Raw genomic sequence first — 14383 nt, forward strand, 5'->3', positions numbered from 1 at the left:
ACTGATCCAGATCCACCAGCGGGTATTTGACATTCATATCGATACCGTAAGGTGACACTTCGGACCCGGCTTCACCGATGATGCCCGGCATCTGCAGGGCAAAACTCTGATTCAGGTAGCTTTTGAACGCCGCTTCACCGTCAGCATTGGCGGTTTCGCCATAGACACGCGGGCTAGGATTTTCCGGATAAGGGGTCCAGTAGTCACGGGGTTTAATCGCAGCCAGGGCCGCGTCCAGGGTGTTCTGATGTTTTTCAAGCAAGGGTTCAAGCTGGGGTGTCATCGCATGGCTCATGAGAGTTCTCTGTCCTTGTTATATATAAGCGGTTCGGTATAGAGCCTCTTTTATAGGGCTCTGTATACAGATTGTTGTTTATTAAGTTAGAGAAACCATACACCAAAGTTTATGATACATAAAGAACGTCTTTAGTCATAAATACTGTATCCTTTTTGGTTTCCGCAATAATCTTTTGCTATTTTCCAGCCTGTTACCCAAAGCTGATATTCGTTAAAATGATGGGCTTAATTTTTTAAAGGAATATTAATGTTTTTACCTACCTCTCTGGCAACCATACTGGTACTCGCCGCCATTGTTGCCTTAGGTCCTTTGTCTACGGATATGTATCTGCCAGCTTTACCCAGGCTAACAACCGAACTCAATGCCAGCATTGATCAGGTACAGGTCACTTTATCGATTTTCTTTGGCGGCTTTGCTGTAGCTCAACTGTTATACGGACCACTTGCCGATCGTTTCGGACGTAAGTCGGTTCTGCTCGGTGGCTTAGTACTTTTCACAGCCGCCTCTTTTGGTTGTGCTACCGCCTCCACGATTGAAGAACTTATTATGTTTCGTTTCCTTCAGGCACTTGGCGCCTGCGGTGGGCCGGTACTCGGACGCACCATGATTCGGGATATTTACGGTCCCACTCAATCAGCCCGCGTGCTTTCTATGATGGCTACCATTATGGCTCTGGCGCCGGCCGTGGCTCCTATCATTGGCGGCTACATGCTATTGGCCTTTGACTGGAGTGCCATTTTTATCTTTCTAGGTGTATACGGCGTTATTGTTACCCTGATTATCCTGTTTAAAGTTCAGGAATCACTACAGCCTGAAAATGTTAATAGTCTGCACCCATTAGTTATCATGAAAAACTATGGTCAACTCCTCCGCAGCCGGATCTTTCTTGGTTATACCCTTTGTTGCAGTTTTATTTTTGCCGGCTTATTCTCTTTTCTTTCCGGTTCGTCCTTTGTACTAATCGACTTCTTTGGTGTTTCAGAAACAAACTATGGATTTTATTTCACAGCCGTTGTGATGGGTTATATGGCAGGTTCTCAGCTGGGTCAAAGATTCGGACCACGGCTGGGTATCAATAAAATGTTGATTATGGGCACCTCAGTAGGTGCTGTCGCCGGTACATTAATGCTGACCGCATCATTACTGGAAATGCATAATCTGTATTGGGTCATTGGATGCCAGGTTTTCTTTATGATGGCGGTAGGGATTGTAATGCCACAGGCGATGGCGGGTGCGATGGGCCCCTTTTCAAAAATGGCGGGAACAGCATCAGCGCTCTTAGGTTTTACCCAATCCGCGATCGCCGCCGTTGTTGGACTTATCGTCGGCCACAGCCACACAGGTTCACCCACGGTCATGGCTGCCAGTATCTCTTTAATGGGTATTTTAGCGGTAGTCAGTTATCTGTTAATTATTAAGCCAATAACAACTGAAATAAAAACACACTAGATAACACGCCAAGCAATACAATGGATAAACAACTACCCTGACATTACAGAACCAATAATAAGGAAATATTTGTGCTAATTCATCCCGATAAGTCTTGTCTGCTAGTCGTCGATATTCAGGAAAAACTGGCTCCAGCCATCTATGAAAAAGAACGACTGATAAAAAACAGTAAATGGCTGATTGAGATTGCTACTATTCTTAATGTCCCGATTTTGACATCCGAACAATACCCACAAGGCATTGGTCATACCATTGCAGAGCTAAAAGCCATTCTGCCCGAAGATCAGTACATGGAAAAAACACACTTTTCATGTATGTCAGAGCCTTCTTGCCAGCAAATAATCAAGGATCGCAAACTGGATCAGATGGTTATCATTGGCATGGAGTCTCATGTTTGCGTGATGCAAACAGCCATACAATTAAAACAACAGGACTATGATGTTTATGTAGTAGCCGACTGCGTCTCTTCACGTAATCCAGAAGATAAAGCCTGTGCTCTGGAACGTATGCGCGGCTGCGGTATTCATATAGTCACACGTGAAATGGTAGCTTTTGAGTGGATGCAGAAGTCCGGCACTGATACCTTTAAACGTATCAGTAAAGAGTACTTGCGCTAGCTAACTCTCAGTAAACTCTTGCCAACTATAGAGTAAACATAGGGGCACGCTACGGCAGCCCCTGTCCTCTTTCGAAAAACCATAGTATTTAATGAATTTTTATCTTTATAAATACTTTCGTCTAATAAAACTAACAAAACAAAAAAAACACCTGCCTGCTTCTCTATACAATTCCTGCCGACAATTCTAATAACGTAAAAACGAACCCTTCCATAGAGACCAGTGCATATGCAGTCAATTATCGATTCTATAAATGGAATCATCTGGAGCCCCGCTCTTATCTACCTTTGCCTCGGCGCAGGCTTGTTTTACTCAATACTTACCCGCTTTGTGCAGGTACGTATGTTTGGCGAAATGTGGCGTCTACTTTTTTCAGGTAGTAGTTCAGACAAAGGGATCTCCTCTTTTCAAGCGCTAGCCGTGTCACTGTCAGGCCGCGTTGGTACCGGCAACATTGCAGGCGTAGCCGCTGCTATCGGTTTTGGTGGCCCGGGTGCCGTTTTCTGGATGTGGGTTGTCGCCTTTCTGGGCGCAGCAACAGCCTATACAGAATCTGCTTTAGGTCAGATCTATAAAGAAGAACACGAAGGCCAGTACCGTGGTGGCCCGGCTTTCTACTTTGAAAAGGCGATGGGACAAAAGTGGTTTGCGTGGATCTTTGCTATTGCTACGATTATCGCCTGTGGCGTTATGTTGCCGGGCGTACAGTCCAACGGTATCGGTAATGCTGCAGAGCTGGCTTTTGGTACGGGTGAGATCATCAACACCACTATGGGTGACCTGAGCCTGACTAAAATACTCACAGCTATCAGTATTGTTTTGGCTCTCAGCTTCATAATTTTTGGAGGCGTCAAGCGTATTGCCAGTTTCACTCAGATCGTTGTACCGTTTATGGCACTGGCTTATATTGTTATTGCCTGCTCTGTAATTGCACTCAATCTTGAAGCTTTGCCGGGCGTTATCAGCGCAATTTTCACGGATGCATTTACGCCGATGGCCGGTATGGGCGCAGCCATCGGCTGGGGCGTAAAACGTGGTGTTTATTCAAACGAAGCGGGACAAGGTACCGGCCCTCACGCCGCTGCTGCTGCTGAGGTTGACCACCCTGCACAACAGGGACTGGTTCAGGCTTTTTCAGTCTATATTGATACCTTGTTTGTCTGCTCAGCTACCGCGTTCATGATCCTGATCACTGGAGCTTACAACGTTCATGGTGTTGGCGAAGGGGTATTCCTGGTTCAGAACTTAGCCGCCGAAATTGCAGCTAACAGCCCTGCTTATACACAGACAGCCGTTGAGCAAGTATTGCCCGGTGTCGGTAAACCCTTCATCGTCCTGGCGCTATTTTTCTTCTCGTTCACGACGATTCTGGCGTACTACTATATTGCAGAAACGAATCTTGCTTACCTTAAGCGTACGCTGAAATTGCCGGGCTTAGACTTCGTACTGAAATTTGTTTTGCTGGCAGCAACGTTCTACGGCACCGTCAAAACAGCTAACCTTGCATGGGGTCTGGGTGACATAGGCGTAGGGCTAATGGCATGGTTGAACATTGTCGGAATAATGATCATCTTCTTCATCTCTAAACCGGCAATTAAAGCGCTGAAAGATTATGAAGCGCAGCGTAAAGCCGGCGTAAAAGAATATACCTTCAACCCTGAGAAACTAGGCATCCAAGGTGCTGACTTCTGGGTTAAACGCCATGCTGATGCACAGCGTTTAGAAAAAACCAAAGATAAAAAACGCGAAACAGAGACTGTTTAACGCCTACTATCTCTTTTAATACGTTTTCTAAAAGCCGCTGATTTTCAGCGGCTTTTTTATTATAAAGTCCTTTTAAAAATACATTCCGCTGCAACATAACTGTCTTTTTCTCTTCATATTTCTGACATGTCTAGATAACTGATTTGTAATATTTCACCGCTACCATGCCTCTAACAAAACAGAGGAATACTCAATGTCAGTGATTAACATATCAGGCGTAAAGAAATCATTTTCCAAAAATAAATACGCGCTTAAAGGTATTGATCTCGCGATTGAGCAAGGAGACATGGTCGCGTTAATTGGCCCATCAGGATCGGGTAAATCAACACTGATGCGTCACATTTCAGGCCTGACACTGGCCGACAAAAAAACTCCTTCTGAAATCTCTGTATTTGGCATACCGATTCAACAAAACGGCAAACTACATAAAGATATACGCAGTTCACGGGCACGCATCGGTAATGTTTTTCAGCAATTTAACCTGATCAGTCGTCTGTCCGTATTAACCAATGTATTGATCGGTGGTTTAAGCCGTGTGCCCACTTACCGCAGTTTACTGGGCTGGTTTACTGACGAAGAAAAGCAAGAAGCATTAGATGCACTAGAACGCGTGGGTTTACGCGACTTTGCTCTACAGCGAGCGTCTCAGCTTTCTGGTGGACAGCAACAGCGTGTTGCTATCGCCAGAGCGCTGATGCAAAAGGCCGAGATTATTCTGGCCGACGAACCTATCGCTTCATTAGACCCGGAATCTTCTCGTCAAGTGATGGAGATTCTCCAGGGCATCAATGAGAAAGACGGCATTACCGTCGTTGTGACGCTACATCAGGTTGATTACGCAAAAAAATATTGCCGGCGCGCCGTGGCGCTTCGCCAAGGGGAAATATTCTTCGACGGCCGAATCAACCAGCTAAGCAGCGACCAGCTCACCCAGTTATATGGAATTCAACAACTTGATCAGCAGCAGGATGCTGTGTGTAAAGATTCGCTACTACCTAACTATCAATTAAACCCGGCGTAACGATCAATTAAACCCAGCCTAACTGAAATCCATCTATGAGAACCCAACGAATGAAACTGAAAAAACTGTTTTCTAAACTGGCGACTGGCCTGGCAATAACGACCGCCCTGTCAGGCGTGACACTGGCACAGGCAGAAGAGATGAAAACTCTCAACTTCGGCATTATCTCGACTGAATCTTCACAGAACCTGAAAACCGTCTGGGTTCCTTTCCTTAACGATATGTCCGATAAAATGGGGGTGGAGATCAAACCCTTCTTTGCTTCTGACTATGCAGGGATTATTCAGGCGATGCGCTTTGATAAAGTCGATGTTGCATGGCTGGGTAATAAATCAGCATTGGAAGCCGTTGATCGCGCCGGTGGACAGATTTTTGCTCAAACCGTCGATGTATCGGGTAATCCTGGCTACTGGAGTTTGTTACTCGCCAATAAGAATAACACCAAGATCAACAATGTTGATGACATGCTGAAATACAGCAGTGAACTGGCCTTTGGTAATGGTGATCCTAACTCAACGTCTGGCTTCTTAGTGCCTGGCTATTATGTGTTTGCCAAGAACGGTGTCGATCCAAAGAAAGCATTCAAACACATGACCAACGCCAGCCACGAATCTAACTTCCTGGCAGTCGCCAATGGTCAGGTGGATGTCGCGACTAACAACACTGAAAGTTTTGCCCGTTTCGAGATAACTAACCCCGAGAAACTGGCTAACGTCAAAATCATCTGGAAATCTCCACTGATCCCTGCTGACCCCATCGTGTGGCGTAAAAATCTGTCAGAAGAAACAAAAAGCAAGATCTATAGCTTCTTCATGACCTATGGCACGACTAACGACACCGCAGAACTGGACACACTGAATGCTCTGCAGTGGGCACCGTTCAAAGCATCCAGCGATGATCAACTGCTGCCTATCCGCCAGTTAGTCCTGTTTAAAAACCGTATCAAACTGGTTAACGATTCAGATATGAGCAAAGAAGATAAAGCACAAAAAGTACAGGAAATCGACAATCAGCTAGCTGAACTGAACCGTCGCATGGACGCTCTGACCGCTGCTTCTACTAACTAAGCATCATAACTTCAGGCTGCACACGCAGCCTGAAGCCATTTTTACGTTCGGATTAATTCATGACAACATCAACGATCAGCACACTGCCAAAACCACCCTACAACTGGATGGCCCCCTTAAGCTGGGGAATTCTATTCCTGATGCTGGGCTGGGGTTGGGGCTCTGCAGAAATGAATCCCATGCTCCTGATCAATGACGCGAGCAACATGCGTGAATTTGCCAGTGATTTTTTCCCACCTGACTTTAAAGACTTCAGTTACTACGTCGATGAGATGATTATTACGATTCATATTGCACTCTGGGGTACCGTGCTATCGATCATCTGCGCTATTCCTCTTGGCCTTATGAGCGCTGAAAACCTTGCACCTATGTGGATGTATCAGCCTACCCGCCGCCTGATGGATGCGACACGCGCAATCAACGAAATGGTGTTTGCCATGCTCTTCGTGGTGGCTGTCGGTCTTGGCCCTTTTGCCGGTGTAATGGCGTTATTTATCCATACCACAGGTGTGCTCGCCAAGCTGTTTTCAGAAGCCGTTGAAGCCATAGACCCACGTCCTGCTGAAGGCGTTAGAGCCACGGGTGCCAACAAGCTGGAAGAAATTCTCTATGGCGTAATCCCTCAGGTTCTCCCCCTATGGATCTCTTATTCTCTGTATCGGTTTGAGTCCAATGTCCGTTCAGCCACCGTGGTTGGTATGGTCGGCGCGGGTGGTATTGGTGTGATTCTCTGGGAAAGCCTGCGTGGATTTCAGTTTCAGCAAACCTGTGCCGTCATGATCATCATCATTGTCTGCGTGACGCTGATAGATTTGACATCACAGCAACTACGCAAAGCGTTTATTTGATTTTTTTTATCCCTGAAACTTGTATAGACAACATCACTATGGCCGTTTACTTAAAAATTGCGACACAGCTAAGAAACGAAATCCGTGATCAATACGAGTCCGGTGATCTCTTGCCTCCTGAAAAACAGCTGGCTGCACGTTTCAATGTGCACCGGCATACGCTACGCCGCGCTGTTGATGAATTAGTACAGGACGGCTTAATCAAACGCTTTCAGGGGTTAGGAAATCAGGTGGTACGGGCCCCTATTGATTACTCGTTACATAGTAATTCTTGCTTTACCTATAACTTATCCAAGATAGGTTTTTCACTTGAAACACAGGTGCTTGGCTGTTACGAGGAAACACTCAATCTGGAATTAGCGAATCGACTCAAGTGCTCAGCAAAAGCGCCTGTCGTTATTGTAAAAACCTGCCGTTACATCGACACACAACCCGCCACTCTGATTAAGCATCATCTTTTCAATGTGGATCTTGGCACGCTTGGACAATACACGTCCGGTTCATTACATCAGTTTTTACGTGATCATTATCAGTTCGATGCTGAACGCGGCAATACCAAACTGCGAGCCCGCATGCCTACCTTTGATGAGTGCCAACAACTCGGTATTGGCCGTGGTATTCCAGTCATGGAGATTCATTCGCAATACACACTTAAACGTACAGAACAACTGATGGAATACTCTATCAGTATCAGCCGCAGTGACATTTTCGAATACAGCGTGGAACCCTGAATCATGGAACATACTCCCCTTAAAGAGCGAAGCAACACAGTGAATTATCAGCTAAATGATCGACAACGCTGGATGTCAGTGATGGCTAAATCATCAGGCGAGCTATTACATAATCTATCCGATTCGCTCATCGATACCGCTCAGTTTGAAACGATCCGAGCGCCTGAAGTGGGTCTCACACAAGTCCGGGCGCGGATGGGTGGCACTGGTTCACAGTTTAATTTGGGTGACATGACCATCACCCGTTGCGTCGTACGATCTATAGCAGGCCATTACGGCTACAGCTATATCGCCGGACGTAACAAAGCCCATGCACTGCGAGCAGCCGAGCTCGATGCTTTACTCCAATCCAGCAATAACGGATCCACGATCCGCCAGCAGGTTATTGAGCTATTAGAAGAGCAGTTAATGCGAGAGCAGCAACAAAAAACAGCAGAAACCAGCACCACCAAAGTTAACTTTTTTACACTGGTACGAGGCGAAGATTAAGCATGAATGCGCCAAAGATTATTCGAGGTTTTGCTGAACCGGTAAGAGATAGCCAGCAGACGTTCCGACAATTATTAAAAGCCATGAGCGAACCGGGTAGTGTTGTTAACCTCACATCACCCGACGCGCTGACACATCTGTATAGCAGTACATTTGCCGTCTGCCAGGCACTGTTGGATCAGCAAACCCCGCTGTGGTTATCCCCGGAATTCAATACGGCTGATATAAGACACAATTTACACTTTCATAGCGGCATGCCCATCACGGATGAGCCAGCCAAGGCATTATTTGCTATCGCTTATCCCGGCGAAATCACAGCAATGTCTGAGTTTTCTATCGGTTCATGTGAGTATCCGGAAACCGGTTGCACACTGATTTTACAGGTCAACAGCGTGTCGTCAGAGCTTACTGTAAGCGGGCTATCCGCAAAAGAGCCATCTAGCGGACTCTCTCCACTAATGTCTAAACAGGCGCTAACAAGCCTCAAGCTATCAGGCCCTGGTATCGCTACAGAAAAATTGATTCATATCTCTGACCTTAACGATGTCCTGATCAACTATCTGGTGGAGCGCCCTGACTCCTTCCCATTAGGTATTGATCTTGTTTTTGTGGCTGAGCAATCACTCGTATGTATCCCACGAACTACCACGGTCGAGGTGCTTTAAGATGTATGTAGCTGTTAAATATCGCGAACAATCCATCACGCGCATGTATCACAAGAACCACACAGGTGGAGGTCTTTTAAGATGTATGTAGCTGTTAAAGGTGGCGAACAAGCCATCACCAATGCGCACCAGCTTTTAGCCAAACGCCGCCGTGGAGACACCTCTGTTGCTGCTCTGTCGGTAAAGCAAATTAGCGAACAGTTATCGCTGGCTGTCGACCGCGTGATGACCGAAGGCTCTATTTATGACCGTGAATTAGCCGCCTTAGCGATCAAGCAGTCTGCAGGCGATTTGGTTGAAGCGATCTTTCTGTTAAGAGCGTACCGAACCACGTTAAGTCGCTTTTATACCAGCGAACCGATTAACACCACGCAGATGCAGGTCGAACGCCGCATCTCCGCCACCTTTAAAGATCTGCCCGGTGGGCAGGTTCTGGGATCTACGTTTGATTACACCCATCGCCTGTTGGATTTTAAACTGCTGGCGGAGGATGGAATAGCGACGCCATCTGCTTCAGTGGCTGCAACAACAGAACAGACGTCAGCATCGGAGCAAGCATCAGAACCAGAACCAGAAAAAATGACCCGTGTGTTGAAAATGTTGGAGCGGGAAGGCTTGTTAGTCGAAGAAACAGACGACGACTCCACACCAGCCGATGTGACACAGGATCCGCCCACTTACCCCTGTGATCGCAGTGCACGTTTACAGTCACTGGTACGTGGCGATGAAGGCTTTCTGCTGGCATTAGGCTATTCCACACAACGCGGTTATGGTCGCAACCATCCGTTTGCCGGAGAGATCAGAACCGGTGAAGTCGACGTCGCCATTACACCGGACGAGCTGGGATTCAGCATTGATATCGGCACTATTCAGGTGACCGAATGCGAAATGATTAATGGTTTTAGCAAACTCGAAGACAACGACGTTAAATTCACGCGGGGCTATGGTCTGGCCTTTGGCCAAAGCGAGCGTAAAACACTGTCGATGGGGCTGGTTGATCGCGCCTTGCAGGCAGAACGCTACGATGAAGAAAGAATATCCCCTGCTCAGCAGGAAGAGTTTGTGCTGTCGCATTGCGATAACGTAGAAGCATCGGGCTTTGTATCACACCTTAAGCTTCCCCACTACGTTGACTTCCAGGCCGAACTCGAACTACTGAGACGTCTGCGTAAGGAAAACCCCACATCCGCTAAACCAGTCACACCCGTTCAGGAGAAAGGCGAATGAGCGCTGCAACCATACGCGATGGCTATAATTTCGCTTATCTCGACGAGCAAACCAAACGCATGATCCGCCGCGCCTTACTGAAAGCCGTCGCTATTCCCGGCTATCAGGTGCCTTTCGGAGGCCGCGAGATGCCAATGCCCTATGGCTGGGGAACCGGCGGCATGCAGGTAACCGCTGCCGTAATTGGTGCAGACGATGTGCTCAAAGTAATAGATCAGGGGGCCGACGACACCACCAATGCGGTGAGTATCCGCGCCTTTTTTAAAGATCTGACGGGCGTAGAAACAACGGAGAAAACCCGTGAGGCTTCTTTAATACAAACACGCCACCGGATTCCTGAAGCTGCACTGCAAGAAGATCAGATTCTGGTGTATCAGGTGCCAATTCCTGAGCCATTACGTTTTATTGAGCCCAGTGAAGTCGAAACCCGAAAAATGCATGCCCTGGAAGATTACGGTGTGATGCACGTGAAGCTGTATGAGGATATTGCTCACTTTGGCCATATCGCGACTACCTATGCGTACCCGGTCATGGTTAACGGGCGCTACATTATGGATCCGTCACCTATTCCTAAATTCGACAATCCAAAAATGCATCAGATGCCAGCCCTGCAACTGTTTGGTGCAGGTCGTGAAAAACGTATCTATGCGATTCCGCCTTACACCGATGTTAAAAGCCTCGACTTTGAAGATCATCCCTTCGAAATACAGCAGTGGGATGAGTCATGTGCGATCTGTGGATCACACGAAAGTTTTCTGGATGAGGTCATCATGGATGACCTGGGCACCCGTAGTTTTATCTGTTCCGACACTGATTTCTGTCGTGAACGCGGGCCTATTGAGGAATCTATTAACATGCCCGTTGATACGCCTATTGATACGCCCATCGATATTTTACGAGAGACTCTCTAATGCAATCCGAACCACTATTACGCGTCAACAATCTATCCAAACTCTACGCGCCGGGTAAAGGCTGCGAAGAGATCAGCCTGGACTTATACCCCGGTGAAGTACTCGGCATTGTCGGCGAATCCGGCTCGGGTAAATCCACACTGCTGACGAGTTTATCCGCAAGACTGGAACCCAACGCAGGCGAAGTACTCTACCGGAACGCCAAAAATGAATGGCTCAATTTATACGAACTGCCGGAATCCGAGCGCCGCCGCCTGTTGCGCACCGAATGGGGTGTCGTCCACCAACATGCCCGCGATGGTTTACGGATGGGCGTATCGGCCGGCGCTAATATCGGCGAACGCCTGATGGCGGTTGGTCAGCGTCACTACGGCAATATCCGCAAGGAAGGTTTGCGCTGGATGGAAGATGTTGAGCTGGATGTGAGCCGGATTGATGATAAACCCAACACCTACTCAGGCGGTATGCAGCAGCGCTTACAGATAGCACGCAACCTGGTTACGCATCCACGGCTGGTCTTTATGGATGAGCCGACGGGCGGTTTAGATGTTTCCGTACAGGCGCGTATTCTGGATCTGCTGCGCACCCTGGTTAGAGATCTGAATCTGGCGGTGGTGATTGTCACCCACGATTTAGCCGTCGCCCGCCTGCTGGCTCAGCGTTTAGTGGTTATGCGTCATGGAAAAATTGTCGAAACCGGTCTCACTGATCAGGTACTAGACGACCCGCAACACCCCTACACACAACTGTTGGTCTCATCAGTTTTGACACCTTAACCTGACAGGAGAGATGAGATGACCCTTCAAATGACAACTCAGTTAAAAACGCAGGCGACGACTCAGTTAACGGCTCAATTAAAAGTAATGATTGACGTTCAGGGACTATCGAAAACCTTCACGCTGCACAACCAGGGCGGCATTCAGCTTAAGGTACTGAATAATGTAAACCTGCAGGTGAATGCAGGCGAGTGTACTGTCCTGCACGGAGAAAGTGGCGCCGGTAAAAGTACGCTGCTGCGTACGTTATACGCTAATTACCTCCCCAGTCAGGGAGCGATAAACATTTGGCATCGTCATGAGATGATCAATCTGGCAACCGCTCATAGCCGCCTGTTAATGGAAATCCGCAAAGAGACACTCGGCTATGTCAGCCAGTTTTTACGGGTTATTCCCCGCGTTTCAACACTGGATGTTGTGATGCAACCTTTACGTGAGCGCGGTGTTTGTGAAGCAGAGTCTCGCGCTAAAGCCGCCGACCTGCTGACCCAGCTGAACATTCCTGAACGCTTATGGGCACTGGCACCCAGTACCTTTTCGGGTGGCGAGCAGCAGCGGGTCAATATCGCCCGTGGTTTCATTGTCGACTACCCGATTCTATTGCTGGATGAGCCGACCGCGTCATTAGACCAGCGTAACTCTGAGGTAGTGATCAAACTGATTCAACAAGCATTATCACGCGGGACAGCCGTCGTCGGCATCTTCCATGATGCCGTAGTAAGAGAAAGCGTAGCCGATCATTTTTTTGATGTTAACCGGGAAGCCGAGCCAGCGGCCGTTGATTTTTAACAGGGGAGTAATCACGTGATTTTAACCAATGCACAGATAGTTTTATCCAACGAGGTTATTAACGGCACGCTCACGGTTGAAAATGGCATTATCAGCAGTATTGACCACGGAAGTGTCACGCTTCCCGGTGCGCTCGATTGTCAGGGTGGGTTCCTCACACCCGGCATGATTGAACTGCACACCGACAACATGGAAAAGCACTTCACGCCTCGTCCCGGTGTTGTCTGGCCAGCAATTCAGGCATTTAAAGTCCATGACGCCCAGATGATTAGCGCGGGCATCACCACTGTTTTTGATGCCATCTCTATCGGTGATGTTATTCAGGGTAGTGAACGCCTGAATAACCTGACGCGTATGGTCGATGCACTCAGTGAATCTCGCGAGCGAAAACTCAGCCGCGCAGATCACTTGCTACATCTTCGCTGCGAAGTCAGTCACAAAGACACATTAGCTATGTTTAATGCGTTACTCGAAAGAACACCGGCGCAGTTGGTATCCGTTATGGATCACTCACCCGGTCAGCGTCAATTTGCCAGCTTAGAAAAATACCGTGAATATTATCAGGGTAAATACAAACTGTCGGATGTAGAGATGGACGTGTTCGTAGAACGCCAAACTCAGTCCAGCCGTTTATATAGTGATACCTTTCGCGAACAGATCTGCGACACCTGTAACCGTTTAGGTATACCACTGGCCAGCCACGACGATGCGACTCAGGCGCATGTTGACGAATCCCACCACTACAACATGGTGATTGCTGAGTTTCCGACCACAGCGGAGGCGGCAAAAGCAGCGCATCAAAAAGGTATGGGCGTCATGATGGGCGCACCGAATGTTGTTCGTGGTGGTTCTCATTCTGGTAACATTGCAGCCCATACATTAGCGTCAGAAGGCGTGCTGGACATTCTCTCCAGCGACTATTACCCAGCCAGCTTATTGGATGCCGCTTTTAAAATCGCCGCACTTGAATCGAATCAATATGATCTGCCTCAAGCGGTCGCGCTGGTAAGCCATAAACCCGCGGATGCCGTCGGCTTACATGATCGCGGCCGCATTCAGCCCGGTTGTAAGGCTGATCTGGTATGGAGCACCCTGACCAATGACCATATCCATATTGAACAGGTATGGAAGAATGGAAATCGAGCATTCTAAATGGCAAAAATAATCTACCTGATGGGGCCTTCCGGTAGTGGTAAGGACTCCATCATTTCAGCACTGAGAAAACACTTGCACCCAGGTGCAGGGTTAATGATTGCTCATCGCTATATCACACGTCATTGGCAATCGGGTGGTGAAAACCATATCGAATTAACGGACACTGAATTCGCACTGAGAAAAAACCTGGGGTTGTTCTCGCTAAGCTGGGAAGCTAACGGGCATCAATACGGTATTGGCAGTGAAGTCGATACCTGGTTGAAGGCAAATCACTCGGTTATTGTTAACGGTTCACGCGAACATTTACCAGAAGCGATCGAACACTACGCCGAACAACTCATTCCGGTATTGATAGATGTCGAAGAAACGAGCCTGCGTGAGCGTTTAACGCAACGCAGCAGAGAATCCGGGGAAGAGATAGAAGCGCGGATATTACGCTCTAGAGGCTATGCAGAAAGCCTTAACAGACGATGCTATGTCATCAGTAATAACGGCGACCTGGATCAAGCCGTGACTGCATTAGCGCGCTTAATTGATCAACTCACCACGGCAACTATTAATGTTTAAATCTTATGT

15 protein-coding genes and 1 pseudogene are annotated in these 14383 nt (G+C 47.8%); 15 read left to right on the plus strand and 1 reads right to left on the minus strand.

The genetic code is table 11. The features are described 5' to 3' along the window. Positions 1-283: pseudogene (locus tag Nant_RS06620) on the minus strand (phenylacetic acid degradation protein PaaN); the annotation flags it as partial. Positions 284-544: 261 nt separating this feature from the next. On the opposite strand from Nant_RS06620, the gene Nant_RS06625 reads away from it, so the two are divergent. The 15 genes from Nant_RS06625 to phnN all read left to right on the plus strand — a co-directional run bounded on the left by Nant_RS06625 (position 545) and on the right by phnN (position 14374). Beyond that, positions 545-1747 (plus strand): Bcr/CflA family multidrug efflux MFS transporter, encoded by a 1203-nt coding sequence (locus tag Nant_RS06625; RefSeq protein WP_054340861.1) that lies wholly within the window; start codon positions 545-547, stop codon positions 1745-1747. A gap of 71 nt (positions 1748-1818) precedes the next feature. After that, positions 1819-2364 (plus strand): hydrolase, encoded by a 546-nt coding sequence (locus Nant_RS06630; protein WP_054340862.1) that lies wholly within the window; start codon positions 1819-1821, stop codon positions 2362-2364. A 228-nt stretch (positions 2365-2592) separates the two neighbouring features. After that, complete coding sequence (locus Nant_RS06635) at positions 2593-4128, plus strand: alanine/glycine:cation symporter family protein (RefSeq protein ID WP_054340863.1); 1536 nt, start codon at positions 2593-2595, stop codon at positions 4126-4128. Between the two features lie 193 nt (positions 4129-4321). Continuing rightward, positions 4322-5149: a phosphonate ABC transporter ATP-binding protein gene (phnC, locus tag Nant_RS06640; RefSeq protein ID WP_054340864.1), complete on the plus strand. Its 828-nt coding sequence runs from the start codon at positions 4322-4324 to the stop codon at positions 5147-5149. 50 nt (positions 5150-5199) lie between these two features. After that, positions 5200-6216: a phosphonate ABC transporter substrate-binding protein gene (gene phnD, locus Nant_RS06645; RefSeq protein ID WP_082400123.1), complete on the plus strand. Its 1017-nt coding sequence runs from the start codon at positions 5200-5202 to the stop codon at positions 6214-6216. Positions 6217-6275: 59 nt separating this feature from the next. Beyond that, complete coding sequence (gene phnE, locus Nant_RS06650; protein WP_054340865.1) at positions 6276-7064, plus strand: phosphonate ABC transporter, permease protein PhnE; 789 nt, start codon at positions 6276-6278, stop codon at positions 7062-7064. Between the two features lie 38 nt (positions 7065-7102). After that, a complete protein-coding gene (locus Nant_RS06655) occupies positions 7103-7795 on the plus strand; it encodes a GntR family transcriptional regulator (RefSeq protein WP_054340990.1) in 693 nt (230 codons plus the stop codon). A 3-nt stretch (positions 7796-7798) separates the two neighbouring features. Then, complete coding sequence (phnG, locus tag Nant_RS06660) at positions 7799-8284, plus strand: phosphonate C-P lyase system protein PhnG (RefSeq protein ID WP_054340866.1); 486 nt, start codon at positions 7799-7801, stop codon at positions 8282-8284. A gap of 2 nt (positions 8285-8286) precedes the next feature. Then, a complete protein-coding gene (gene phnH / locus Nant_RS06665) occupies positions 8287-8949 on the plus strand; it encodes a phosphonate C-P lyase system protein PhnH (RefSeq protein WP_054340867.1) in 663 nt (220 codons plus the stop codon). Positions 8950-9030: 81 nt separating this feature from the next. Continuing rightward, complete coding sequence (locus Nant_RS06670) at positions 9031-10176, plus strand: carbon-phosphorus lyase complex subunit (protein WP_054340868.1); 1146 nt, start codon at positions 9031-9033, stop codon at positions 10174-10176. Beyond that, complete coding sequence (locus Nant_RS06675) at positions 10173-11087, plus strand: alpha-D-ribose 1-methylphosphonate 5-phosphate C-P-lyase PhnJ (protein ID WP_082400125.1); 915 nt, start codon at positions 10173-10175, stop codon at positions 11085-11087. Before Nant_RS06670 ends, Nant_RS06675 begins: the two co-directional genes overlap by 4 nt. Further along, positions 11087-11863 (plus strand): phosphonate C-P lyase system protein PhnK, encoded by a 777-nt coding sequence (phnK, locus tag Nant_RS06680; RefSeq protein ID WP_054340869.1) that lies wholly within the window; start codon positions 11087-11089, stop codon positions 11861-11863. The genes Nant_RS06675 and phnK overlap by 1 nt, the downstream gene beginning before the upstream one ends. Before the next feature lie 18 nt (positions 11864-11881). Then, positions 11882-12652 (plus strand): phosphonate C-P lyase system protein PhnL, encoded by a 771-nt coding sequence (gene phnL, locus Nant_RS06685; protein ID WP_238377087.1) that lies wholly within the window; start codon positions 11882-11884, stop codon positions 12650-12652. Between the two features lie 15 nt (positions 12653-12667). Then, positions 12668-13804: an alpha-D-ribose 1-methylphosphonate 5-triphosphate diphosphatase gene (gene phnM, locus Nant_RS06690; RefSeq protein ID WP_054340870.1), complete on the plus strand. Its 1137-nt coding sequence runs from the start codon at positions 12668-12670 to the stop codon at positions 13802-13804. Beyond that, on the plus strand, positions 13805-14374 hold the full coding sequence (gene phnN / locus Nant_RS06695; protein WP_054340871.1) for a ribose 1,5-bisphosphokinase: 570 nt from the start codon (positions 13805-13807) through the stop codon (positions 14372-14374). Positions 14375-14383 lie beyond the last annotated feature (9 nt).

It is taken from the genome of Neptunomonas antarctica (assembly GCF_001305295.1).
Lineage (GTDB): Bacteria > Pseudomonadota > Gammaproteobacteria > Pseudomonadales > Balneatricaceae > Neptunomonas > Neptunomonas antarctica.